Source organism: Acetobacter estunensis, assembly GCF_019083805.1.
GTDB classification, from domain to species: domain Bacteria; phylum Pseudomonadota; class Alphaproteobacteria; order Acetobacterales; family Acetobacteraceae; genus Acetobacter; species Acetobacter estunensis_A.
On the sequence record NZ_JAHRDV010000016.1, the window covers coordinates 40,607 to 64,467 of the forward strand.

21 protein-coding genes are annotated in these 23,861 nt (G+C 59.2%); 14 read left to right on the top strand and 7 right to left on the bottom strand.

Annotated elements, in window-relative coordinates; genetic code table 11:
* Window positions 1-82: 82 nt before the first annotated feature.
* The 5 genes from KUA11_RS14795 (at window position 83) to aldA (ending at window position 4,771) form a co-directional block, all read left to right on the top strand.
* A complete protein-coding gene (locus tag KUA11_RS14795) occupies window positions 83-466 on the top strand; it encodes a VOC family protein (protein ID WP_217411653.1) in 384 nt (127 codons plus the stop codon).
* A gap of 171 nt (window positions 467-637) precedes the next feature.
* A complete protein-coding gene (locus KUA11_RS14800) occupies window positions 638-1,288 on the top strand; it encodes a Smr/MutS family protein (protein WP_217411611.1) in 651 nt (216 codons plus the stop codon).
* Entirely contained in the window at window positions 1,288-2,346 is a 1,059-nt protein-coding gene (locus KUA11_RS14805) for a FecCD family ABC transporter permease (RefSeq protein ID WP_217411655.1), read from the top strand. The genes KUA11_RS14800 and KUA11_RS14805 overlap by 1 nt, the downstream gene beginning before the upstream one ends.
* Window positions 2,343-3,113 carry an ABC transporter ATP-binding protein gene (locus tag KUA11_RS14810; RefSeq protein WP_217411613.1) on the top strand — a complete coding sequence of 257 codons (771 nt, stop codon included), beginning with the start codon at window positions 2,343-2,345 and terminating at the stop codon, window positions 3,111-3,113. Before KUA11_RS14805 ends, KUA11_RS14810 begins: the two co-directional genes overlap by 4 nt.
* A 209-nt stretch (window positions 3,114-3,322) precedes the next feature.
* Window positions 3,323-4,771 (top strand): aldehyde dehydrogenase, encoded by a 1,449-nt coding sequence (aldA, locus tag KUA11_RS14815; protein WP_217411615.1) that lies wholly within the window; start codon window positions 3,323-3,325, stop codon window positions 4,769-4,771.
* Between the two features lie 57 nt (window positions 4,772-4,828).
* On the opposite strand, the gene KUA11_RS14820 is transcribed toward aldA, so the two are convergent.
* Window positions 4,829-5,761, bottom strand: coding sequence for a LysR family transcriptional regulator (locus KUA11_RS14820; protein WP_217411657.1), 933 nt, complete (start codon window positions 5,759-5,761; stop codon window positions 4,829-4,831).
* 120 nt (window positions 5,762-5,881) lie between these two features.
* Here KUA11_RS14820 and KUA11_RS14825 point away from each other — a divergent pair, with 120 nt between their 5' ends.
* Genes KUA11_RS14825 through KUA11_RS14840 form a run of 4 tightly spaced genes read left to right on the top strand, consistent with a single transcriptional unit; the run spans window position 5,882 to window position 10,871 of the window.
* Window positions 5,882-7,519: an MFS transporter gene (locus KUA11_RS14825; RefSeq protein ID WP_217411617.1), complete on the top strand. Its 1,638-nt coding sequence runs from the start codon at window positions 5,882-5,884 to the stop codon at window positions 7,517-7,519.
* 16 nt (window positions 7,520-7,535) lie between these two features.
* Window positions 7,536-8,612, top strand: coding sequence for an HlyD family secretion protein (locus KUA11_RS14830; RefSeq protein WP_217411619.1), 1,077 nt, complete (start codon window positions 7,536-7,538; stop codon window positions 8,610-8,612).
* Between the two features lie 4 nt (window positions 8,613-8,616).
* The gene (locus tag KUA11_RS14835) at window positions 8,617-10,140 is read left to right on the top strand and encodes an efflux transporter outer membrane subunit (protein WP_217411659.1); all 1,524 of its coding nucleotides are present in this window, start codon (window positions 8,617-8,619) and stop codon (window positions 10,138-10,140) included.
* Window positions 10,137-10,871, top strand: a complete 735-nt coding sequence (locus KUA11_RS14840) for a pirin family protein (RefSeq protein WP_217411621.1) — start codon at window positions 10,137-10,139, stop codon at window positions 10,869-10,871. Before KUA11_RS14835 ends, KUA11_RS14840 begins: the two co-directional genes overlap by 4 nt.
* Before the next feature lie 14 nt (window positions 10,872-10,885).
* Here KUA11_RS14840 and KUA11_RS17890 read toward each other — a convergent pair whose 3' ends face one another.
* Window positions 10,886-12,121 carry an MFS transporter gene (locus tag KUA11_RS17890; protein ID WP_217411623.1) on the bottom strand — a complete coding sequence of 412 codons (1,236 nt, stop codon included), beginning with the start codon at window positions 12,119-12,121 and terminating at the stop codon, window positions 10,886-10,888.
* 366 nt (window positions 12,122-12,487) lie between these two features.
* Between KUA11_RS17890 and KUA11_RS14850 the strand changes: the two genes are divergently transcribed.
* Window positions 12,488-13,408: a DMT family transporter gene (locus KUA11_RS14850; protein ID WP_242006149.1), complete on the top strand. Its 921-nt coding sequence runs from the start codon at window positions 12,488-12,490 to the stop codon at window positions 13,406-13,408.
* A gap of 18 nt (window positions 13,409-13,426) precedes the next feature.
* Here KUA11_RS14850 and KUA11_RS14855 read toward each other — a convergent pair whose 3' ends face one another.
* Both KUA11_RS14855 and KUA11_RS14860 read right to left on the bottom strand, forming a co-directional pair.
* On the bottom strand, window positions 13,427-15,301 hold the full coding sequence (locus KUA11_RS14855; protein ID WP_217411625.1) for a hypothetical protein: 1,875 nt from the start codon (window positions 15,299-15,301) through the stop codon (window positions 13,427-13,429).
* A 527-nt stretch (window positions 15,302-15,828) separates the two neighbouring features.
* A complete protein-coding gene (locus KUA11_RS14860; protein ID WP_217411627.1) occupies window positions 15,829-17,331 on the bottom strand; it encodes a helix-turn-helix domain-containing protein in 1,503 nt (500 codons plus the stop codon).
* A gap of 116 nt (window positions 17,332-17,447) precedes the next feature.
* Here KUA11_RS14860 and KUA11_RS14865 point away from each other — a divergent pair, with 116 nt between their 5' ends.
* From KUA11_RS14865 to KUA11_RS14880, 4 genes are all read left to right on the top strand, one after another.
* Window positions 17,448-18,962: an MmgE/PrpD family protein gene (locus tag KUA11_RS14865; protein WP_217411629.1), complete on the top strand. Its 1,515-nt coding sequence runs from the start codon at window positions 17,448-17,450 to the stop codon at window positions 18,960-18,962.
* A 19-nt stretch (window positions 18,963-18,981) separates the two neighbouring features.
* Window positions 18,982-20,148: a bifunctional 2-methylcitrate synthase/citrate synthase gene (prpC, locus tag KUA11_RS14870; protein ID WP_408744225.1), complete on the top strand. Its 1,167-nt coding sequence runs from the start codon at window positions 18,982-18,984 to the stop codon at window positions 20,146-20,148.
* A complete protein-coding gene (gene prpB / locus KUA11_RS14875; protein ID WP_217411633.1) occupies window positions 20,145-21,059 on the top strand; it encodes a methylisocitrate lyase in 915 nt (304 codons plus the stop codon). Before prpC ends, prpB begins: the two co-directional genes overlap by 4 nt.
* Window positions 21,060-21,198: 139 nt before the next feature.
* Window positions 21,199-21,477 (top strand): hypothetical protein, encoded by a 279-nt coding sequence (locus tag KUA11_RS14880; protein ID WP_217411635.1) that lies wholly within the window; start codon window positions 21,199-21,201, stop codon window positions 21,475-21,477.
* Window positions 21,478-21,547: 70 nt separating this feature from the next.
* Here KUA11_RS14880 and KUA11_RS14885 read toward each other — a convergent pair whose 3' ends face one another.
* The 3 genes from KUA11_RS14885 to KUA11_RS14895 form a co-directional block, all read right to left on the bottom strand.
* On the bottom strand, window positions 21,548-21,880 hold the full coding sequence (locus KUA11_RS14885; RefSeq protein ID WP_217411637.1) for a hypothetical protein: 333 nt from the start codon (window positions 21,878-21,880) through the stop codon (window positions 21,548-21,550).
* 319 nt (window positions 21,881-22,199) lie between these two features.
* Entirely contained in the window at window positions 22,200-22,448 is a 249-nt protein-coding gene (locus KUA11_RS14890; protein ID WP_166313313.1) for a hypothetical protein, read from the bottom strand.
* Between the two features lie 117 nt (window positions 22,449-22,565).
* Window positions 22,566-23,657: an AI-2E family transporter gene (locus KUA11_RS14895; protein WP_217411639.1), complete on the bottom strand. Its 1,092-nt coding sequence runs from the start codon at window positions 23,655-23,657 to the stop codon at window positions 22,566-22,568.
* Between the last annotated feature and the right edge of the window lie 204 nt (window positions 23,658-23,861).

The following is a 23,861-nucleotide window of genomic DNA, read 5'->3' on the forward strand; positions in this document are numbered from 1 at the left end:
CATGCCATGCGCCACGCGCCTATCTGCGAGGGAGCAGTCACGATAAGGTGCGGTCCGGTTCAACAACCGGAGACGTGAAATGATGTTCACGCACATTGTCGTTGGCAGCAACGACATCGCTCGTTCCAAGAAATTCTATGACGCCATCTTTGCCGCCATGGACATTCCCCCTTCGGAAATTCACGAAAACGGCCGCTTGGTCTACGCCAAGCACGGCGTGCGTTTTGTCGTCACCAAGCCCATCAACGGCAAACCCGCCACAGGCGCCAATGGCGGCACGATCGGCTTTGCCGCCGAAACGCCCGCCATGGCGGATGCGTGGTACAAGGCCGGCAAGGAAAACGGTGGCGAAGCCATCGAAAACCCGCCGGGCGTGCGCCACACGGGCATCGGTTCGCTCTATCTGGCGTATCTGCGTGATCCCGATGGCAACAAGCTGTGTATCGGCTGCAAGGTTCCAGAATAAAACGGCGCTGCACGTACGGTCTGTGAAGCGGGGACGGTCCATAGGGCCGTCCCCGTTTTAATGTCATCCGGAGAACGGAGTGCCTCTTTCCTCGCGTTGGGATATAGTCAACTCACGACAGGCGACGGACACGAGGAAGCGGAGGAACCGGCGGTGCGGCGCAGACGAACAATGCGCGAAGAGGAACGCGAACTCTGGGCGCATTTCGTCCGAGGGATAAAACCGCTCGGCCGACCGGGAGACGTGCCGCTTGTGCCGCCCACAGCCTCAACACCCCGTCCCGATGACACCGTACGCCGCAACGCCGAAGGTCCAGTCAATGGACCGGTTGTCCCAGAACCCTCTCGCGCTCCTCCGCGCGAACGTGTCGTCATTCCCCGTTCCGGCGTATTCACCTTCCTGACTCAAGGAGAAATGGCCGTCGCCGCACATCTGCGCGGGCGCGCGCTAAAGAAAACCAAGCACGCCGACACCTTCATCGGCACACCTCAGGCCGGGTTGGACAGCGGAAGCTGGAAGCGACTTCACAAAGGCCACACGCCTGTCGAAGGACGCCTCGACCTGCATGGCATGACCGCACAGGCGGCTTTTCTGCGTCTGCATGAATTCCTGATCGGCGCGCACCGAAACGGACTGCGCTGCGTGGAAATCGTGACGGGCCTCGGCTCCGGGCCGGAGGGTGGTGTGCTCCGCCGGGAACTGCCGTTCTGGCTGGGGCGCGACGATCTGCGCCGCCTCATACTGGCCGCGACCCACAGCCATGAGAATAACCGGGGCGCGGTCCGTGTTCTTCTACGGCGCAGGAACGCATCGCGTCGGTGATGGAGTCCTCCGAGGTCATCGTCGCCCGTCACGCATGGATGTCTCTCATCCATCGACGTCTTGGCTTGCTGGCTGGACTGACTGCAGCACTGTGCGGATGTTTCCTTGCCGATCTTTCCATAGGACCAGTGCCTCTTTCCTTGTCCTCCCTGTTTCACGCCCTGCTGCACGGAGATGACGGAAGTGCTGCCGCCACGGTGGTGTGGCACCTGAGACTACCCTTCGCCGTCATGGCGATCCTGACCGGTTTTGCGCTCGGGCTGGCAGGGGCGGAAATGCAGACCATCCTCGACAACCCGCTGGCCAGCCCCTTCACGCTCGGCCTGTCCGCCGCCGCCGCTTTTGGTGCGTCCCTCGCCATCGTCATGGGCTGGCACCTGCCCTTCGGTGCCGCATGGGGAGGTGAAGGCATCGTGGCCGTCAACGCCTTCATTTTTGCCATCGGCTCGGCTCTGCTGCTTGACCTCGTCGCGCGATGGCGGGGAGGAGCGCGTGGAACCGTTGTGCTGTTTGGCATTGCCCTTGTCTTCACGTTTCAGGCGCTGGTGGCACTGGTACAGTTCGTTGCGTCCGAAGATGCACTGCAAGATATCGTGTTCTGGACGATGGGAAGCATGACCCGCGCGAACTGGTCCAAGATCGCCGTTCTGGGGGGCGCCTGCCTGCTGGTGGCGCCGTGGTCGTTACGATCTGCGTGGTCCCTGACAGCACTGCGCATGGGAGAGGATCGCGCGGCCAGTCTTGGGGTCAACGTCCCGGCTGTGCGGCTCGCATCCCTGATGCGAATCAGCATTCTTGCCGCCCTTGCCGTCGCGTTTTCCGGCACGATCGGATTTGTCGGATTGGTGGCGCCTCACATTGCACGCCGCCTGCTGGGCGAGGATCATCGGTTTTACCTCTCCGGCAGCGCTGTCGTGGGATGTCTCATCATGTCCTGCGCATCCCTTGCCGCGCGCAGTCTGCTGCCGGGAGAAGTGTTGCCAGTCGGGATCGTGACGGCTCTGGTGGGCATCCCCTTTTTCCTCGCCACCGTTCTGCGGGACAGCCGCACCTCATGAGCGGACTTGTCGCTGGGCCATTGAACGTGCGCATCGGACGCCGCCCAATCCTTCATGACGTAACGCTCGGTCCTCTTGCACGCGGAACAGTGACAGCCTTGCTCGGCCCGAACGGCAGTGGCAAATCCACGCTCCTGCGGGCATTGGCGGGGTTGCTGCCCGCGCACGGTCCAATCACACTGAACGGACAGGCGCTGTCTTCCCTCTCCCGCCCCGCGCATGCACGTCTGTGCGCGTATATGCCACAAGCTCTGCCCCCACCTATCCGCATGCAGGTCATGGAATCCGTGCTCGTCTGTCTTCGCGTGCAAGGCGACTCGCTGCATGATGAGGCGTTCTCGCAGGCCATGGAGACATTATCCCGTCTCGGCATTGCGAACATGGCGCTGCGTTTCATGGACGAACTCTCAGGCGGGCAGCGGCAGCTTGTGGGTCTGGCACAGGCTCTCGTGCGTTCACCGGATCTGCTGCTTCTGGATGAACCTCTCAGCGCGCTGGACCTCCGGCATCAGTTCACAGTGATGGATCTGCTGCGCCGCGAGACGAAAAGGCGCCGTATGGTGAGTGTCATTGTCCTGCACGATCTGAGCATGGCCCTGCGCCACACCGACGCGGCCACGCTGCTTGCAAAAGGACGTGTTCTGGCCTCAGGCCCCGTGCGCGAGGTCGTGACACCCGCCATTCTGGCACAAGCCTATGGCGTGCAGGCACGGGTGGAAGACGATGCGAGCGGCATGCCCATGGTGTGCGTGGATGGCGTCGTCTGAAGAAGCGGCGGACTGGCTCTGTGCCTTGTGGGTTGCAGCCCTGCGTGAAACCTCACGGCATTTCCTGTGTTGGAGACAGTGATTGGGAGTGACCGGTGCATATCGGGCACCGGTGAGACTTATGTACCTCATGTCTTCATGCAGGCGGTTTTTCTCCCATTGGCACTCTGACGCCACCCTCACTGACACTCCACCAAGGAGACTGCTTCATGACAGCATCCACCCGCCACGATCTGTTCATCAATGGCGAATGGAAGAAGCCTGACAGCGGCAAATGGATCGAAATCCGCAGCCCGGCCACGGGCGAAAAGCTCGGTGAAGCCGCGCGTGGTGATAAGGAAGATGTCGACGCCGCCGTGGCTGCCGCAAAGAAAGCTTTTCCCGCATGGCGTGACACACCAGCCTCCAAACGGGCCGACGCTCTTTATCGCCTGCGTGATCTTGTCGCACGGGACAAAGAAAAACTCGCAACGATCATCACATCCGAAATGGGCAAGCCGCTGAAGGAAGCCCGTGAGGAAGTGGATTTTGCTATCGGCCTTCTGCGCTTTGCCACCGAAAACACACGTCGTCTTCAGGGCGAGATCATTCCCGGTGAACGCCCGAACGAAAAGATCCTCATTGATCGTGTGCCACACGGTGTGATCGGTGCCATCGCCGCATGGAACTTCCCGCTCGCCCTGTGCGCCCGCAAGATTGCGCCCGCCATTGCGGCTGGCAACACCATCGTCCTCAAGCCGCACGAACTCACGCCGCTTTCCGGCCTCGCACTCGCAAAACTGGTGGCAGAGGCCGAAATTCCTGCAGGTGTAGTCAACATCGTAACGGGCGATGGACCGGAAGTGGGCGTCCCCCTGGTCACGCATCCGGATACGAAGCTCATCACCATGACGGGCTCGACACCTGCTGGGAAAAAGATCATGGCCGCCGCAGCCGAGCATCTGAAGGAAGTGCGGCTGGAACTTGGTGGCAAAGCGCCCTTCATCGTCATGGAAGACGCCGATCTGGACAAGGCAGTGGAAGCCGCTGTCGTGGCGCGTTTTGGCAATGCCGGGCAGGTCTGCACGAGCAACGAGCGGACCTATGTGCATGAAGCAATCTATGACAGCTTTGCCGAAAAGCTTCGTTCGCGCATCAACGCCCTGAAGGTGGGCGATCCTATGGACCCATCCACCGACATGGGCCCGAAGGTGAGCGAGGATGAGCTGAAAAAGGTCGATGACATCGTCAAGAAAGCAGCGTCACAAGGCGCCAAGATTGAAATCGGCGGTCAGCGGCTTACGGGCGGTCTGTATAACAAGGGCAGTTTCTACGCCCCTACCCTCATCACAGGCGTCACGCATGAGATGGACATCGCTCGCAACGAAGTCTTCGGCCCTGTGCTTTCGCTTCTGAAAGTGCGTGACTTCGATGAAGCTCTGGAACGCGCCAACGACTGCCGTTACGGGCTGTCGGCCTATCTGTTCACCAAAGATCTCGCCCGCATCCTGCGGATGACAAAGGAACTGAACTTCGGTGAGGTTTATGTGAACCGAGAGGGCGGCGAAGAACCCCAGGGCTTCCATCACGGCTACGGCGATAGCGGCCTCGGTGGCGAGGACGGCCAGCATGGATTGGAAGCCTATGTGGACACCAAGACGATCTATCTGAACGCCTGATCGTATCGGCTTTCCACAGCAAAAGCCCGGCCCCTTATAGTGGCCGGGCTTTTTCGTTCAGGGACACACCACGCGCGCGCTCTGATACACCTGCCGTGAAACGCGAAAAAGCGTCTCACGCAGCCAGCGATGCACCGGATCCGTGTCGCGCCGCGGATGCCATGCCTGAAACGCCTCGACATAAGGCAAAGAAAGCGGAAACTCGAAGGCAGCCAGACCGAGCGCATCCATCGAGATATGCTCCAGCACGACATCCGGCACGGCAAGGATCAGGTCCGTGTCCTTCATGCTCTCGACCATGGCGTGGTAGTTCGGCACCACCATCGCAATCCGCCGCGTCAGACCATGATGGTCACGCAGCGCCCAGTCGATCGGCCCCCGCGCCCTGCGGCGCCGCGAAACACTGATATATTCATACTGCACCATGGTTTCCGGCGTGACAGGCTGGTCGAGGATCGGATGATCCTTACGCACCAACCCGCGCATGCGGTCCCGAAACAGCGTCTGACGGCGAATCTCGGGCTTCATCACATCGGTCGCGCCGATATAGAGGTCGATACTGTCGTGCCGCAGAGGATCGGACGCCGGATCGTCCACTTCGGGCGCAAAAATCACCTCGCATTTCGGACAATCCTTGCGCAACGCCAGCAGTAACGGCAGTCCGAGCGACGCCACGATGAGATCATTCGCCCGGATGGTGAAACTCGGTTCCATATTGGCCAGATCGGCCAGAGCCTGTGTCTCGATCAGCCCATCGGCGGCCCGCACAACCTCCTGCACGCGAGCCAGAATGCCCGCAGCAAAAGAAGAAGCCGTCATCCGCCGTCCTGATTGCACAAGAATCGGATCGGCAAACACCACGCGCAGCTTGGCGAGGTGGCGGCTCATCGCAGGCTCGCTCGTCTTGAGCCTGCGGGCGGCGGCGGAGACGCTTTCCTCCTCGATCAACACCTGAAGGTAACGCAGAAGGTCCAGATCATAGCCACGCATGGCCGCGATCTTATACTCCACCCAGCGCAGGAACCAGCACAAACCATTCCGAAAAGTGGAATCGTCGCCTATCGGAAACAGGGGTTGTCCGGTCCTGTTTCCTGCGGCTCATTGCGCGACATGACAACTGCCGCTCTTCCACAGGCAGTCGGTGCGCCAGTCATCCACGCCTCGCCGCCACGGCCTTCCTATATTCCGCCCTTCGGCCTGCGGACCGTCATCGGCTGTCTAGGTATGCTGCTGGCGGTGCATGTCGCGGGCTTTAACGAGCACGTCACCGAGATCGGTCTGTCCGACATTCGGGGCGCGATGCACATCGGACACGATGAAGGCACGTGGGTGATCGCCATCTACGAGGCGTTCAACATCGCGGCCATGGCCTTCACCCCGTGGTTCTACATGACGTTCTCGATCTATCGCTTTTCCATCTTCATGACGGCAGCACTGGCGCTGTTCTCCATCCCCGCGCCCTTCATGCCGGACGTGACCTCCCTGTGCATCCTGCGCGCCTTTCAGGGGTTGGCGGGAGGCTGCCTTCCGCCCGTGCTGATGACGGTCATGCTGAAATATCTGCCGCCCCAGATCCGCGTGTTCGGCATTGGTGGCTACGCCATGAGCGCGACTTTCGGCCCCAATCTCGGCCTGCCGCTGGAAGCGTTCTGGTTCGAGCATGTCGGCTGGCACTGGCTTTACTGGGAAATCATCCCCACGGCGGCCCTCGCCATTGCGATGATGGCGTACGGCCTGCCGCGCGATCCGATGCATTTCGAGCGCTTCGAGAAGTTCAACTGGCTGGGTATTCTCGTGGGTCTGCCCGCCATCTGCTCGCTCGTGATCGTGCTGTATCAGGGAGACCGGCTGGACTGGTTCCGCTCCCCCGTCATCACGGACCTCGCCTTTTGGGGAGGGGCTGCGTTCATCGTCTTCGTCATCAACGAGGCGTTTCACCCAAGCCCGTATTTCCGCATCCAGTACTGGCGGTCGCGCAACATTCAAGCGTCCCTGCTGTCGCTTGTGGGCATCCTCGCCATCTGCGCGATGATGGGCGATATTCCCGCCACCTATCTCGAAGGCGTGCGTGGCTACCGCCCCATTCAAGCGGCTCCCGTGTCGCTGGTGGTAGCGCTGCCGCAGCTCATCATGCTTCCCCTGATTGCCGCCATCTGCAACTCGCGACGCGTGGACTGCCGCTTCGTGCTGGCTGGCGGAATGCTGTGTCTGGCCGCCTCCGCATGGCTCGGCACATGGCTGACCGTGGACTGGGTACGCGACAATTTCTATCCGCTCCAGATCCTGCAGGTCTTCGGGCAACCCATGACCGTCATCCCCACGCTCATGCTGGCAACAATGGCCATGGGTCCGGCCGACGGTCCGTTCATCTCAGGCATGGTGAACATGCTCAAGGGACTGGCCAATGCCGTCGCCTTCGCCCTGTTCTCGGCCCTGACCCGGCGTCGCGAGCAGTATCACTCCACCATGCTGCTCGATCACCACGGCACGCATCAGCTTGCCCTTGCCGGCATGGGCGACCCGATCAACCAGCAGCTTTCCGCAACGTCGCCTGACAGCGCCCATGTCGCGCGCAATTCGCTGCAGGTGTTCCACACCTATGTCCACGAGCAGTCCCTCGTGCTGGCGCTCAACGACATCTACTACCTGCTGATCTGGGTCTGCCTTGGCTACGCTGTCATGAATCTCATCCTGCCGCACCGGGTCTATCCACCCCAAGCGCCCTCTCCCACCACGCCTGCCCGCTGAACCCGGAACGCTCCCGATGATCTACAAGAAACCCCTTCTCTACGCCGGATGCGCCGCCGCCGTGTTGGTCCTTTTCGCATGGGGAGGCACGCGCCTCGTCAACGGGGATGGTGTCAATCAATACACCAACGATGCCTATGTCACCGCTGACTTCCCCACCGTCGCCCCCAAGGTGTCCGGCCGCATCGACCGCGTGATCGCGCAGGACAACGAGCAGGTTCATGCAGGTGAAGAGCTTGCCCATATTGAGGACGATGATTACCGCGCCGCACTTGAGGTCGCGAAAGGCAATGTGTTGGCGGCGCAGGGCGATGTCGCCAATCTGGAAGCCGAACTGGCCCGTCAGGATTCCATGATTGCGGAGGCCCGTGCCGCCGTGCTGTCCGATCAGGCCGAACTGATGTTCGCCCGCCAGAACGCCACCCGTTACCGCAACCTGTCCTCCGGCGGGGCTGGCACCATTGAGCAGAAACAGCACTCGGAAGCACAGGAAAAAGAAGCACAGGCCGCCATCGCTCGCGATCAGGCCGCCGTGGACGCCGCTATCCGTCAGGTCGCTATATTGAAAGCCCAGCTCCAACGCGCGCGTGGCGTATTGCTGCGGGCCCAAGGCGACGAAAAGCAGGCCGAACTGAACCTGTCCTACTGCACCATTCCGGCGCCCATCGACGGCATCGTGGGCGAGCGTGGCGTGCGTGTGGGCAATTACGTGCATCCGGGCACTGGAATCCTTGCCGTCGTGCCGACGCAGGCGGCCTATGTTCTGGGTAATTTTCAGGAAACGCAGCTCACCAAGGTCCAGACAGGGCAGCGCGCGACCATCTGGGTGGACACTTTCCCCAACCATCCGCTGAAAGCGCATGTGGACTCGCTCGCCCCCGCGACCGGTGTGGCCTTCGCCCCGATCCAGCCCGACAACGCGACCGGCAATTTCACCAAGGTCGTGCAGCGTATTCCGGTCAAGCTGACCTTCGACCCAGACCAGCCTCTCGCCGCCAAAGTGCGCGTGGGCATGTCCGTGGAAGTGAACATCGACACGGCCTCAAAGCCGGAAGGACCGCACGCCAATGACGCCCGTTATATCTGGCAGTGACGTCATGAAGCGCGCGCTCCTTTTGCCTCTTTCTCTGGCCGCCCTCGCCGGATGCACGGTGGGACCGGATTTTCACAAGCCGAAAGCACAGGCTCCCGCTGCATGGCGTGACCCACTTCCCGCCGCCGAAAGCCGCATCACCACGGCCGCCGCCGACCCGGCGTGGTGGAAAATCTTCAACGACCCGATGCTGACGGAACTGGAAACCGAGGTCGCAGCGTCCAACCTCGACCTGCGGGCAGCCACCTTCCGTCTGGCGGAAAGCACGGCGGAACGGCGTATCGCCAGTGCCGCGCAGTTCCCGCACATGGAAGCCAACGCCTCCTATGCCCGCGAGCGCGCCAGCACCAACGGCATCCTTGGCCTGATGGGCACCATGGAACAGGAGATGGCGGGCAATATCGCCAGTGGCACGCAGGGCTTCGGACCGGCCGCGCTGCCGGGCAGCGTGGGCAACCCCTCTTTCAATCTGCCGCAATACGGCATGAGCGCTTCATGGGAAGTGGATCTGTGGGGGCATGTGCGCCGGCAGGTGGAGGCGGCCAATGCCGCCATGCGCGGCACGGAGGAGATGCGGCGCGGTATCCTTGTCTCTCTCATGGCCGAAACGGCGCAGGACTACATCGATCTACGCGCCACGCAGTCGCAGATCGGTATCCTCAACCACAACATCGACATTGCGCGAAACAGTGTGAAGCTCACCACCCTGCGCTTCGAGCAAGGAGCGGCCACGCGACTGGATGTCGCGGAAGCGACCGGGCAGTTGCATGGGTTCGAATCCCGCCTTTCGCCGCTCAAAAGCGAGGAAATCCATCTTCTCAACGCATTGAGCTTTCTCATCGCCCGCCAACCGGGCGAACTGGATGCGCGTCTTGGCACACCGGCCGCTGTGCCACCCGTTCCGACCGACATTCCGGTGGGTCTGCCCTCCCAACTGGCTGAACGCCGCCCCGATGTCCGCATGGCGGTCGAGCGCCTTCATGCCGCAACTGCCAGCATCGGCGTGGCGATTGCAGACTTCTTCCCGCGCATCACGCTCTCGGGCAGTCTGGACGTGCAGGCGCTTCAGTTCAGTGGCCTCGGCTCATGGGCCTCGCGGCAATATGGCTTCGGTCCGACAGCCACCTTGCCTCTTTTCGAGGGCGGGCGCCTGACCGGCCAACTTCATCTGCGCAAGGCCCAGCAGCAGGAAGCCGCAACCGTGTTTCAGCGCACCGTGCTCAAGGCATGGGAAGAAATCGACGACGCGATGGCCGCGTTCACCGCCGCTCAGAACGAGCGTGACCGTCTGGCCGAGGCCGTGCATGAAAACGAGATCGCGGTGGAGACGGCCAAGGCGCAATATGTGCAAGGCTCGGCTGACTTCCTGAACGTGCTGACTTTGCAGAACGCGCTGCTGAACTCCCAGAGCACATTGGTTGCCTCAACGGCCCGTGTGGCAGAGTCCGTTACCCATCTCTATCGTGCGCTCGGGGGCGGTTGGGAGACCGCCTATCCTGTCCGCACCCATCATGGAAGCCACGCATGATCACCGTCCGCCGCGCCGATACACTTGGCATTGCCCATGATGGAGGCGTCACTTTTCACTGCCACTTCGCTTTTGCGGACTGGCAGGACGCCACGCATGTACATGAAGGACGCCTGCGCGTGGTTAATCAGGCCACTCTCATGTCGAGTGCAACCTGTCGCCTTGGGCCGGAAACCAATGTGGACATCCTGACCTGGGTGAAACGTGGTAGCCTGCACGTGCAGATTGATGAGTTTCCCCATGAAAATCTGTCCGCGGGTGATCTGCATCTTGCCAGCACCGGAACCGGCTGCACTTACCTACAATGGACGGCGGACAAAGAGGGAGCCGAGTTCTTTCAGTTCTGGCTCATGAACGATACGGAAGGCGACACGCCGCTGCAGACCGTCCGTGCCGCTGATCCGACTCAGGCGGATGGAGGCTTCCACATCCTCGCCTCCGGTTTCCCTGAGGATGACCCTGAGGACAAGACAGTGGTGGAAGATGGAAGCCCCGCCGTGCTCCGCGCCCGGGCGCGTTTTCTTCAGGCCACGATCCCGACTGGTGAGGGAGCGGCTTACCAGACAAGCAGAGGGCGCGATCTTTATCTGGTCGTAGTGTCAGGACAGATGCGCATCGGGAATGAGGTGCTCATACCGGGTGACGGAGCCGCAGTAGAAGACGAGGACAATCTGATCGTTATTGCGGAAGAGAACGGCGTCGTGCTGCTCACGGACATCGCGGCAGCATAGGACTTTGCGGAGCATCACTCGGCGGCTTCGGGGGCAAGCGACATAGTTTGCTTTTCACGACTCAGCATCCACCCGGCGGCACCGAGGGCCGCCGCCATCAGCAGCAGACTGAATCCCGCAACACCGTTCCAGCCATCATGGCTCCAGAACCACCCGCCCATCGTTCCGGCAATTGTGCCGCCAAGGTAATAGGACAGCAGATAAAGTGAGGTCGCGTGCCCCCGGTCCGTACGCGCCAGTCGTCCTACCCATGAACTGGCCACGGCGTGGGCCGCAAAAAAGCCGATGGTCACCAACGCCACACCCGCCACGATGAATCCGATCTGGGCAAACACACTCAACAACACACCAAGCGTCATCGTGACGATGCCTGCGACCAGCACTTTGCCACGTCCCATCCGGTCCACCAGAAACCCTGCGAAAGACGAGGCGCCAATGCCGAAAACATAGACCAGAAACAGGTAGCCCTGCTGTGTCTGGGTAAAACCGTAAGGCGGCCTCATCAGGCGGTAACCCGCATAATTGAAGATAGCCATGAAACAGCCCATCACCAGAGCGCCGATCGAATAGATTGTCCTGAGTTCCGCAGTGCCCATATGACCGCGCCACGCTTTCAGGTGATAGGCCGCTCCGAGATTCCGGCGGGGCGCGAAATGCTGTGAAAGCGGCAGAAGGCGCACAAAACCTGCAGCGGCAGCCACATCGAGCAGTCCCACACTCCCCAAGGCACCCCGCCAACCGTAGTGCTCCGCCAGCACACCGGCCCCCACGCGGCCGACCATGCCGCCGAAGGCCGTGCCCGCCACATAAAGCCCCATCGCCAGCCCAAGCTCGGCAGGCTCAACTTCTTCTGCCAGCCACGTCATGGCGACTGCCGGCACACCACCAAGGGTGAAGCCTTCCAGCAATCGCAGGCCAAGCAAAAAGGACCATGTGGGAGCGGCTGCACAGGCAATATTGAGCAACGAGGACGCGAGCAGGGACGCAAACATTAGCTCCCGTCGCCCTGCCCGCTCGGACAGGATCGCCGCCAGCACGATGGCCACGGCAAGCGCAAACGTGGAACATGAAAGAGGCAACGAACTGGAAGCCGGGGAGACCCCAAAATCTCTTGCGAAGACGGGAAGCAACGGCTGCACGCAGTAAAGAAGTGAAAAGGTGGCAAATCCTGCGAGGAAAAGCGCCACACTGGCGCGGCGATATTGCGATGAAGCCCGCGTTAGTCGGGGAACGGTCTTCCTTTGATCCACAGAAAGCTCTTTCCCTTTGTCAGCGTCCACACCGGCGATTTACGCCAAGGCGCGCTCACCGTAGGGAAACGGGCGAAAACCGAGCAAGGATTTCGCATTTCCTTTCCCGTGAACGTGATCGGGAATGTAACCTATCGGAAACGAAGTGTTCTTTTGCTGCAACACATGCCCACTCAATGCACACGCAAGCGTGATTTCCGCTGGTCGCCCGGAGCATTCCTCCCTATCGGGACGCCGCAAGGCTGCTTTGCACGACATGGAAATGGAAACGGCTTCTCTCCTACCATCGAGCAGGAGTAAGCGGGGCAGTCATTCTTACAGGGCATCGGGCACTATCCGCCGCCCCGGAACAGAACGGAACGGGTCATGTACACCAATGCCATGTCGGGAATGCTGCAGGCCTTTCTGGCCTATGCGTCCTTTTCCATAAGCGACGCCTTCTCCAAGCTGCTGGCTGGACGTCTCGATCCGTTTGAAGTGGCCTTTTCCGGTGGCGTGTTTGGCTTCCTGATTCTGCCCTTCATCAAGCTCAAGCATGAATCATGGGCCGATATGGTGCACACGCCCCATTTCGGGATGTGGTGTGTTCGCGCGCTGGCCGTGTTCCTCGCCACAGCCTCGAGCGTGGAAGCCTTCATGCTGCTGTCCATGCCCGAAGCCCTGTCGCTGATGTTCCTCATGCCGTTCTTCGTCACCATTCTCTCGGTGACGTTCCTGCGTGAGAAGGTCAACGGCTGGGCATGGCTTTCGGTCGCGCTGGGCTTCATTGGCGTGCTGATCGTGCTCAGACCCGGATTTCGCGCTCTCGGATTTGGGCATCTCTGCGCTCTGGTTGCCGCCGTGGCCAATGCTGTTGGCGTGATCGCCTACCGTCTTGCAGGCAACAACACGCCTCGCCTCTCCCTCTTCGGCTCCAGCCTGTTCGGCCCACTGATCGGTAACGGCATTCTCATGGCTCATGGGGCCACCATGCCGCAGGGCGTGGATTGGGCGTATCTCTTTGGCTATGGCTTCCTTGCGGCTCTCGGCCAGCTTCTGCTGATGATGGCCACCGCCAGTGCCCCAGCCAACCGCGTGGCTCTGCCACAATACAGCCAGATGATCTGGGGCGTGGCGCTCAGTTACACCCTGTTCCGGCAACCCCTCGATATCTGGGAGATCGTGGGGGTGACCATTGTCACGCTTTCAGGGCTGGTGAACTGGATCCGCCAGAAGATCGTGACACGTTACCTCGCCCTGCATGGCACGGCTCTGTCCAAAAACCCGCATATCGCCAATCAGGATTGAAGGAACAACACGCTTCCTTCAATGCCGGACAGGCTGGCCATTCACCATCCAGACGTTGCGATTGTTGCAATACGCAAGGGCACCTGTGCCGGAACTCTCTCCGGCATTTCGCCCGTCAGGAACATAAACCAGATCTCCCGGAGAGCAGCGTAGAGGCAGTTCACTGCTCATAAGGCTTGATCCAACATGAATGGCGTTGGCGCGTGGATGAGCATTCAAATGCACGTTCATTTTTACCGGCGTGTAAATGATCCCCCGCCATTTATTGTCCACATGATCCGTAATCGCCAGAACGCCCGGAGCAATGTTGTATCCGGCTCCGGACTCACGCACGGAAACCGTCCTCACCCCATATAACGGTTCGATGATTGGCAGAGTCTGTGGCTTTCCTGAGCCGCCAGAAACATAGCGCAGCGTGAGGCGTGTGCGCTCCATCCCAAGCGGGATCGTGGCATCTGGCAATCGCGCACATTCCCCTCCTTGGCGGATAGCGAAACGCGCACCGTCATACACCACCTGCGGCTGAACCCTGCATTCTCCTCCGGGCAGATCAAAGACCATTCCCGACTCAACCCCATCGGGTGCGTTCCCGCGCGTCGTTGCGTTTATCGCAATCCCACCCTGAACAGCTCTCAAGGCATAAGTATCGACAGAAAGGGCAGCCTGCACGCCGGACACTGGAGGGGCGCCCACAACCAGTGAAACGGGTGCATTGAACATGCCGCCATCCACAATATCGACAGACGACACGCCGGCTGTGATGTTTTCGAGTGTCCCAGCATTGAAGATCTGTCCCGAAACCGCACCGTCACTCGCCATCTGGGCGTAGCGTGTCTCGGCTGTGACCACACCGATACTGTCGAACGTGTCGGGACCGGGAACCGAGGCTATGAATCTGTTGCCAAATACTCTGCCGGCGGAGTCAATTCCGGCGCTTGGCAGGCCCTGCTGGTTCGAGTTTCGGCCGGCCCCCATCTCCACACACCAGTCCATGATATTACCATCGCACGCTACACCCACATGCCACGCCCCTGCTGGTTCAAGGGCATTGGTATTGGGCGTATCGCCTATGTCATCGATGTGCAGACCATTCTGGCCGGGCAAAAGCGGATTGCCCGAAAACGCCCCGTACCAGCCGGAATTGTTCTCATACTCAAGCTCCGCTCCCGTCCAGTGCAGAAGCTGTCCGACGGATGCGTAAGCCGTACTGTGATAGGCCCATAACTGCCCACGCCGAACGTTGGCGGCAGCACTCTGGTGAATCTCTTCTCCCAGTTCTCCACATCCCCATACATCAAGATCATGCACACAGTTCGAGTTCATCTGCGTGATGCTCAACGCCTGTCCCTGAATACTTGGAACATTGGTCTTATAAATATTCTGCGAAATATTCATCACGACCGGCTGCTGGGTATGAGCCGAACTGTAGAGGTTGTACTGCGAATAGGGAGATCCGCCATTATCGGAATCTATGGATGCGGAGCCATGAATGAACTGCACGCTCGAAGCCACGACAAAAGACGATCTGGGGCGTGTCACCACCATATGCCCAAGATAATAAACGCCACCCGGAACATACACATTGCCGCCTTTGCCATCATTCATGGCATTGACGGCACGCTGGAAAACATCAGCATCGTCTTGGGTGTAAAATCCGATAAAGGCACCCACATTGATGTCTGATGACACAGATCCGGAGAGAGAAACCTTCATGGATTTCCATGATATTTTTATATTCACACCAGACGTCAGCGTCTGCGTTACATCATTATCGATATAGATTCTGTTTCCGTCCGTTTTGATTACATGCGTATGCGCCGGAATACCAATGCCCGCGACATCCGCTCCCATAGGAACGAGTGCATTTTCATTGACGATAAGAAGCGTGCTCATGCCTCCGTTGGACGGAGCGTAAGGATTTTCATCAGCTGTCATCAAGGTTGTTTTGGATAATGTAAAATCCTTCGAAACCGGATGAGAGCTTTCAATGGATGTAACGACTGTATCCTGAGGAATGTTTTCACCGACCACATGTTCACCCTGATGGATCAAACTGTTTTCGATAAGAAACACACTATTGGCTCCCGCTTTCACCTGCCGGTCCAGAGTGAAATCGGACGCTTCCCCCACCATGTGCTGAGGCGCATAATCCCGCACTGAGACCAGCGTGGATGTTTTTTCAAAGGATGTCTTCAGATTGCGGCCATCTGATGTTGCAAGCGACAGGGAAACATGCGGCATATTGTCTTGCGGATTTATCTTTTCTCCAAAAACCAATCTGGAGATCGATGACGTCGGGAGATTGGCTGATGAAACAAGAAAAGAAACCACACCGCTCAGAAGAACCGTCACAACAATCAGAAAAAAGGACTTCATCTTACACAATCTTTCAAGAAATTATCTTGATTTATCAGGCCACATTAAAGGATAGGTGCCTCATCCATCGGCACCATGTGGTAGGGTAGTACGCCCCTCTCCTCCCCACCTGCATCGATCTGGAACCCGGATGCCGGAATGGCGCGATGACGGCATTCTGTGCGGATACAGGCGCGGCACCCCGGCCCAATCGGAATGATGGTGCGCTCGTCCGACAGATCCAATCCGGCGGCGTAAACCAGCTCCGAAGCGTGTGCGATGGAGCAGCCCAGTACCACAGCCACCCGACGCGGACGGTCGAAATATGACACCCCGGCATGTCCGACCGTTCGCGCCACGTTGAGAAACACGGCGTCATCCGTGTTACGCGACACCTGCACCTGCAACTCGCCCGGCGTGGCAAAGGCGCGGAAGACATTCCACAACGAACACAATCCACCAAACCGTGGCAGATTGAATCGCGTCGCGCTATATCCTTTAAGAATATTTCCCGCGATATCCGTTTTGATAAAATAGAAGGGAATACCTTCCTCTCCCGGCCGCTGAAGCGTGGAGAGGCGATGACAGACCTGCTCGAAACTCACGCCGAACTGTCGTTGCAACTGATCGAGATCATGCCGTCTAAACCGCGTAGCATCACGAAAGCGCCGATAAGGTAGCAGCAGCGCGCCCGCGAAATAGTTGCTCATGCCCACCCGCGCCAGATCACGCGCATCTTCCGTGGACAGGCCGGAGCGCCGCACCACGCGATCGAGCAGTTTGCCATACCCCAGACGCCCAATGACCTGCGCCATCCAGAACACGCTGCTTTCCGACGGCACACCATCCGACAACAGAAGCCGCCGTCCACGCTTGTCGAAACGCCACAACATCGCGCGGCTGTCGAGTTCATTGTCGATTACGACGCGGATGCCATGATGGTCCTGAAGATAGCGCGCCAGATTGACCGACAGCATCCCGTCCGAAAAACCTTCCCTCTCATGCAGGTCTTCCGCCGCGCGATCGATCTCATCGAAATAGTTGCGCTCGCGCTGCACCCAGTCACCCACGGCGTCATAAGGCCCCACCACATCCATCGCAGAGCCTGAAGCCACGCGTGCGCCAGCCGTATCCACCTGTGGAGCGGCCAGCCCTTCTCCTGCGACCGGATGCAGGCTCTCAGATGCGCCGCGCTCAGCCAATGTGCGATAGGCGCGGTAGAGCGTCACGAAGCGATCCACCAGCGCAGGCGCACCTTTCACCGCTGTCTGAAGTTCCGCTGGACGAAGTGAAGCCGATTTGAAAAGCGGATCGCCGAGGATCTCGCGCAGACCCTGCATCTGCCGGATTTCATCGCTGTCACCGAAATAGGCCTCCGACACCCCGAAGAGCGTGCAAAGTTTTGCCATCAGTGGGGGTGGAACGGGACGCTGATCGTTCTCGATCTGATTGAGATAGCTCGCAGAGAGTCCAAGTTCGGCCGCCATGGCCTGTTGGGTTTTCCGAATGCGGCCGCGCAATTCACGTATTTTCGATCCCGCGAAAATCTTCGTCCGGCGAGCCGTCATATTCGCATCCTTCGCAAGATCTGTCTTACCCATTGCCCGAATTCACCGCATGTGCATAGCGCGCAGCCTACGCAATCCGCCACGCTCTTCCTGTCAGCAAGGAACGGGAACATCCCATGCATACATACGACATCGCGGTTCATCCCGAAAAGGACCGCCTCCCTCGCGAACAGCAACTCGCGTGGCATATTGCCGAGGTGGCCGCCGATCCGGTCGAGATCGAGCCTGCCGTCAGCGATATGATCGTCAACCGCGTGATCGACAACGCCTCTGTCGCCATCGCCTCCGTAAACCGTCATTCCGTCATGAGCGCCCGGGCAGAAGCGCAGGCGCATGCGCGTCCCGGTGGCGCCACCCTTTTCGGCGCTGGTCCGGACATTCGCGTGCATGCCGAATGGGCAGCGTGGGCCAATGGCACAGCCGTGCGCGAATTGGATTTCCACGACACATTTCTGGCTGCAGAATATTCGCATCCTGGTGACAATATTCCCGGCATCCTTGCTGTGGCGCAGCAATGCCAGCGCTCCGGCCGCGATCTGATCCGCGGCATTGCCACGGGCTATGAGATCCAGATCGATCTTGTGCGCGGCATCTGCCTTCATGCGCACAAAATCGACCATGTGGCGCATCTCGGCCCCTCGGTGGCCGCTGGCATCGGCACGCTACTCGATCTGCCGACCGAGACAATTTATCAGTCCATCCAGCACGCGCTGCATGTCACCACCGCCACCCGTCAAAGCCGCAAGGGCGAGATTTCTTCATGGAAAGCCTATGCCCCTTCCCACGCTGGCAAGATGGCCGTGGAAGCCGTGGACCGCGCCATGCTGGGCGAGACCTCGCCAAGCCCGATCTATGAAGGCGAGGACGGTTTCATCGCGTGGATGCTCGACGGCAAGGACGCCCATTACATCGTCCGGATGCCCGAGAAGGGTGAAGCCAAGCGCGCGATCCTCGACAGCTACACCAAGGAACATTCGGCGGAATATCAGAGTCAGGCCTTGATCGACCTGGCTTTCCGACTGGGTAAGCAGGTGAAAAACTGGGACGATGTAAAGGACGTTTTGATCGAGACTAGTCATCACACGCATTACGTCATCGGCACCGGTTCCAACGATCCGCAGAAGTTCGATCCAAAAGCCTCCCGCGAAACACTGGATCATTCGATCATGTATATCGTGGCGGTCGCCCTGCAGGATGGTGCGTGGCACCACGTTCACTCCTACGCACCGGAACGCGCAAACCGCGCCGACACGGTAAGCCTGTGGCAGAAGATTCACACGATCGAACGCCCCGAATGGACGGAGCGCTATCACTCCACCGATCCGAACGTGAAGGCTTTCGGCGGTCGCATCACCATCACCATGAAAGATGGCGCCATTATTTCCGATGAACTGGCCGTGGCCAATGCCCATCCTCTTGGCGCGACCCCGTGGACGCGCCCGGACTACATCCGCAAGTTCCGCACGCTGACGGACGGCATCATCACACCGCAGGAGGCCGACCGCTTTCTTGAAGTGGCGCAACGCCTGCCGGAATTGTCCGCCAAAGAACTCTGTGAACTCGAAATCACCCTTCCTGCAGGCGAACTGAAGAAAAACCCAAAAATCGGAATCTTCGCTTACGGGCAGTAGAAGAGGAGCCGCCATCATGATGCAGACCTCTCACGAAAATCGTCCCAAGAAATCCGTAGCGCTCTCCGGTGTTGCGGCCGGAACCACGGCGCTCTGCACAGTCGGCCACAGCGGCAACGACCTGCATTACCGCGGCTATGATATCAAGGATCTTGCGGAACACTGCGAGTATGAGGAAGTCGCACATCTGCTTATCCACGGCCATCTGCCCGACGTCGCAGAACTGGCCGCCTACAAGGAGCACCTTCACTCCATGCGCGGGCTGCCCGAACAGGTCAAACGCGTGCTGGAACAGATCCCGGCTGCCGCGCATCCCATGGACGTGATGCGCAGCGGCCTGTCCGTTTTGGGATGCGTGCTGCCCGAACGCCGCGACCAAAACCCCGTCGGTGCGCGTGAGATCGCGGATCGCTGCCTCGCCTCGCTCGGATCGATCCTGCTTTACTGGTATCATTTCGCGACCAATGGCCGCCGCATCGAAGTCGAAACCGATGATGACAGCATCGGCGGTCATTTCCTCCATCTCCTGCATGGCCAAATACCACCCGCAGAATGGGTGAAGGCCATGCATGTCTCGCTCATTCTCTATGCCGAGCATGAATTCAATGCCTCCACCTTCGCAGGCCGGGTAATCGCTGGCACCGGTTCGGACATCTACTCCGCATTATGCGGCGGCATCGGCGCTCTCCGTGGACCGAAACATGGAGGCGCCAACGAGGTCGCACTGGAAATTCAGCAGCGTTACCTCACACCGGATGAAGCGGAAGCCGATATCCGCCGTCGCGTTGACAACCGTGAGGTTATTATCGGTTTCGGTCATCCGGTTTACACGGTTGCCGATCCGCGCAACGAGATCATCAAACGTACCGCCTTCGAACTTTCAAAACGCAGTGGCGCGATGCGTCTTTACAACGTGGCGGAGCGGATCGAGGACGTCATGCGCGAGACCAAAAAGATGTTTCCCAATCTCGATTGGTTCAGCGCGGTTTCCTACAGCATGATGCGCATCCCGACCGCCATGTTCACGCCGATCTTCGTCATCGCGCGTTCAGCGGGCTGGAGCGCCCATGTCATCGAGCAGCGCGAAAACGGCAAGATCATCCGTCCTTCCGCAGAGTATGTCGGGCCGGAAGACCGTCCATTCATTCACATCAGCAAACGCGGACATATGGAGAAGGCAGCATGACCTACCTGGTCGGTTCCGAAAACCCGAGTGAATCCGCAGGGATACGCTTCCGCAAACTTCTTGATGCATCCGGTATTCTTCAGCTTCCGGGCGCACATAACGGGCAGGCCGCGCTTCAGGCGAAAGATGCGGGTTTTGAAGCGTTGTATCTCTCCGGTGCCGCCATGACCGCGAGCATGGGCCTGCCGGATCTGGGGATCATCACCATCAATGAAGTGACGTTCTTTATCCGCCAGATCGTCCGCGCTTCCGGTCTTCCCATTCTGGTCGATGGTGACACAGGATATGGCGAAACGCTCAATGTCATGAACATGGTGCGTGCATTTGAGGAAGCGGGCGCTGGTGCCGTGCATCTGGAAGACCAGTTACTGCCCAAGAAATGCGGGCATCTCAATGACAAGAAACTGGCCTCCATGGACGAGATGGTCATGAAGGTCGACGCCGCCCGCCGCGCCGCCCGTGACATTGTGATCGTCGCTCGTACGGACGCCGTGGCTAGCGAAGGCATGGACGGAGCCGTGGCGCGGGCAAAACGGTATGTGGCGGCCGGAGCAGATGCAATCTTTCCAGAAGCACTGACCACCGCGGATATGTTCCACGAATTCGCACGCAGGATGCCCGGTGTACGTCTGCTAGCCAATATGACGGAGTTTGGGCGCACCCCCTTTTTCACGGCCGAAGAGTTTGAGAACATGGGATACAGGATGATCATCTGGCCCGTCAGTTCGCTGCGCGTCGCCAACAGAGCGCAGGCGGATCTTTACGCCACACTCAAACGCGACGGTAGCACTCAGGCCATGGTGCCGCGGATGCAGACGCGGGAAGAACTTTACCGTACATTGCGCTACCATGAATACGAAGCGCTGGACCGCAGCATTGTGGAAACGGTGTTGCCCGCGCTGGGCCGCTAATCATCACGGCATGGAAGAGCAGAGCCAAAGGAGAAAAGCACCTGTTACGGAGCATTTCTTTCTGTTACGTGCATTTTCACTATCAGTTAGGAAATGAGAGCGAACAATTCGGCGTACCTCTTACGCAAGGAGTAACGTCATGTCGTCTTCCATTTCCTCCCTCGGCACGAGTGCCGTATCGAGTCTGTTCAGTGACACGTCTTCGGGATCTTCCTCGGTTTCGTCTGACTCGTCTTCGGCGTCTTCCTCTTCTTCCGACACCACGACCCAGACCCTGAACAGCGATGGCACCCTCACCATCACTGTGACGGACGCACAGGGCAATGTGGTCTCCACGACCACCGAGGGCACACCGCGCACCGCCAGTTCTTCGGACTCGGACTCAGACGCAGCGAATTCTGTCGATTCCTACGCCTAAGCACAGCGCACAACAAAAAAACCGCCCGGCATAAACCGGGCGGCTTCTACAGATTTCTAAAATTCAGAAATCAGGCCGTTGTCGTGCAGCTGGACGTCGCGGTGCTGCACGCTGGCACACCCGTGTAGTTCGAGCCATGGATGATCCCGTTGAGTATCTGCTGGAACGACTCATTCTGGCAGGAGCCGCCCGTGCTCGGGATCGGGGCAACCGGCGTGGTGTTGCCACCGCAGGAACCGCCAGTGTGCCATGACGGAGCGGGAGCCCAACCGCTACACGAGCTGCCACCCCAAGACCAAGACGCGCCACCACCGCAGCCGCCCCAAGCGGGCGCAACCCAGCCGCCACCAAAGCTGCAGCCACCTGAAACTTCGTTGATTTCAGCTGTGTTTAATTCACGCATTTTCTATCTCCGTCACATGAAATGGACGAAACGTAAAAAAACGCAGACAGCAACAATTGTCAATAATTCGTTTACAAACTTTTCAGACCAAGTCAAAAAATATCGAAATGTAACAAAATCAACATTTGGTCAGCTTTTCGCCATCGGAATGACGGAGTTACAAGATGACCGCAGCATTCGGTCACACACCGTCTGCCATGCGACATAGTGCTTCATCGGTGCTTTTGTCCGACCACCGTGAGTTTTCTTCCACAAACAAAAAACCCACGCCCCACCAGAAGGCAGAACGTGGGCTGGGAAACTCGTAACGCGGGAAAATTCAGACTTCTTCGTCTTCCTCATCCTCGTCTTCACCGTCATCTTCAATCACGACGGCCACGCTGATCTCACCGCCGCCCTGCGCCTGAAGCGCCGTGGCGTCCGCATCCGCTTCGTCCTCGCTCTCATAGAGCTTAGCGTCGTTCGGATCATCCGACCACTTTGTCTCCGGGTTCCAGAAGTCGAGTTCACCGTCTTCGGACTCGCGCTGGATCAGATAGCCGACAATGACTTCTTCTTCGTCGTTCATGGATGTCTCTTTCCTTCTGGACAGATCACGCATGGCATATTGAACGGAAAACGATAAGCGAAAGTTTTGCGTTCCCTCACTTTCCTTTCAGACAGCCATTTCGGGGAAATCATCGCCTTATTTTTCAACGGGCAACGCATGCGCCCCCGCCGCGCTCATGGAGCCGAACCGCCACATCAGATGTGCCAACGCCATCAACACTGGCCCGATGAACAGACCCAAAAGCCCCCAGCCCTCAAGGCCGCCCAAGATCCCAAGCAGCACCCACACGAAGGGCAACCGAATTGATCCTCCGATCAGGACAGGGCGAATAAAATGATCTGCAAGAAACAGCACAATCATGCCAAACACACCCACCCCAACGGCGGCTCCCACTGTTCCTTTGACAAGGATAACCACCACAGCCAGCGCCACAGCCAAGCCGCCGAGCATGGGAATCATGGACATCAAAGCCGTGAACACGCCAAGCAGCAGAGCTTGCGGCGCTCCCGCGATGATATAGGCCACCGTAATCAGCGCGCCCTCACCCAGCCCCACCAGCACCAGCCCCGCCATGGCACCACGCACGGCCCCCACGACCTGAGAACGGAGCAATTCACCCCGCGGACCGAACAGGCGCCAGAGCACAACGTTCATATGCCGAACGACAGTCGGACCTGCTTTGAGGAAGAAGAACAGCACAAGCAGGGTAAAACCGAACAGAACCAGCGTGTTGGCTACACCCTGCCCGACATGATCGATCGTCCGCAGAGGCTGCCCCGGATGAAGACGATGCAGAAGCTGCTGCACACCTGCCGGATCAGCCAGATTGGCCTGCCACCAATGTTCCAACTGCGCCCGCCCCCATGGCACCGAGGAAAGCCACGCCGGCTCCGGCAGGCCATGCTCATGAATGTCGCGCACCCACGCTGCCGCGTCGCGCGCCTGACTGGCAGCGATCCCGCCGATAACCATTGTCGGCACACCAAAAATCAGGGCAATGCCTAGAACGATAATGGCAGGCAGAACAATGTCCGCATGGCGGGGTGACCACTTCCGTTGCAGCCATCCTAGAAGAGGCCAGCAGACGATCGCCAGCACGCCGCCCCACACAAGAGAGACGCGAAATCGACCCAGAGTGTAGAGCGCCAGCGCGGCCACAACCGCCACAAGAACACCCTGCGCCCAGAACTGAAAGGGGCCACGGCCGGGACGAAATGAACGGCGCATTTCCTGCTCATCGGAAGATTGGCTGGAAGTGCAATGAGACGTCGTGTTCATGCTGACTTTCGAATTATGGAAGGTGGGCAGGCCACCGAACAACAGAAGGCACATAATCGCCCTTCTGATCGTTTTCGCAAAGAGATCAGGATGTTCGAGGCGTAAAGACGGCCTCTCAACGCACGATGCCGCCACGGGTTTGACGCCCGGCAT

What these genes read in the sequence shown, in the direction of transcription:
- prpB (WP_217411633.1), top strand. Translation starts at nt 20,145, where the DNA reads ATGACCTACCTGGTCGGTTCCGAAAACCCGAGTGAATCCGCAGGGATA.
- KUA11_RS14825 (WP_217411617.1), top strand. Translation starts at nt 5,882, where the DNA reads ATGACAACTGCCGCTCTTCCACAGGCAGTCGGTGCGCCAGTCATCCAC.
- KUA11_RS14800 (WP_217411611.1), top strand. Translation starts at nt 638, where the DNA reads ATGCGCGAAGAGGAACGCGAACTCTGGGCGCATTTCGTCCGAGGGATA.
- KUA11_RS14830 (WP_217411619.1), top strand. Translation starts at nt 7,536, where the DNA reads ATGATCTACAAGAAACCCCTTCTCTACGCCGGATGCGCCGCCGCCGTG.
- KUA11_RS14795 (WP_217411653.1), top strand. Translation starts at nt 83, where the DNA reads ATGTTCACGCACATTGTCGTTGGCAGCAACGACATCGCTCGTTCCAAG.
- KUA11_RS14885 (WP_217411637.1), bottom strand. Translation starts at nt 21,880, where the DNA reads ATGCGTGAATTAAACACAGCTGAAATCAACGAAGTTTCAGGTGGCTGC.
- KUA11_RS14810 (WP_217411613.1), top strand. Translation starts at nt 2,343, where the DNA reads ATGAGCGGACTTGTCGCTGGGCCATTGAACGTGCGCATCGGACGCCGC.
- KUA11_RS14860 (WP_217411627.1), bottom strand. Translation starts at nt 17,331, where the DNA reads ATGACGGCTCGCCGGACGAAGATTTTCGCGGGATCGAAAATACGTGAA.
- KUA11_RS14835 (WP_217411659.1), top strand. Translation starts at nt 8,617, where the DNA reads ATGAAGCGCGCGCTCCTTTTGCCTCTTTCTCTGGCCGCCCTCGCCGGA.
- KUA11_RS14820 (WP_217411657.1), bottom strand. Translation starts at nt 5,761, where the DNA reads ATGCGTGGCTATGATCTGGACCTTCTGCGTTACCTTCAGGTGTTGATC.
- KUA11_RS14850 (WP_242006149.1), top strand. Translation starts at nt 12,488, where the DNA reads ATGTACACCAATGCCATGTCGGGAATGCTGCAGGCCTTTCTGGCCTAT.
- aldA (WP_217411615.1), top strand. Translation starts at nt 3,323, where the DNA reads ATGACAGCATCCACCCGCCACGATCTGTTCATCAATGGCGAATGGAAG.
- KUA11_RS14855 (WP_217411625.1), bottom strand. Translation starts at nt 15,301, where the DNA reads ATGAGCACGCTTCTTATCGTCAATGAAAATGCACTCGTTCCTATGGGA.
- prpC (WP_408744225.1), top strand. Translation starts at nt 18,982, where the DNA reads ATGCAGACCTCTCACGAAAATCGTCCCAAGAAATCCGTAGCGCTCTCC.
- KUA11_RS14805 (WP_217411655.1), top strand. Translation starts at nt 1,288, where the DNA reads ATGGAGTCCTCCGAGGTCATCGTCGCCCGTCACGCATGGATGTCTCTC.
- KUA11_RS14895 (WP_217411639.1), bottom strand. Translation starts at nt 23,657, where the DNA reads ATGCGCCGTTCATTTCGTCCCGGCCGTGGCCCCTTTCAGTTCTGGGCG.
- KUA11_RS14865 (WP_217411629.1), top strand. Translation starts at nt 17,448, where the DNA reads ATGCATACATACGACATCGCGGTTCATCCCGAAAAGGACCGCCTCCCT.
- KUA11_RS14880 (WP_217411635.1), top strand. Translation starts at nt 21,199, where the DNA reads ATGTCGTCTTCCATTTCCTCCCTCGGCACGAGTGCCGTATCGAGTCTG.
- KUA11_RS14890 (WP_166313313.1), bottom strand. Translation starts at nt 22,448, where the DNA reads ATGAACGACGAAGAAGAAGTCATTGTCGGCTATCTGATCCAGCGCGAG.
- KUA11_RS14840 (WP_217411621.1), top strand. Translation starts at nt 10,137, where the DNA reads ATGATCACCGTCCGCCGCGCCGATACACTTGGCATTGCCCATGATGGA.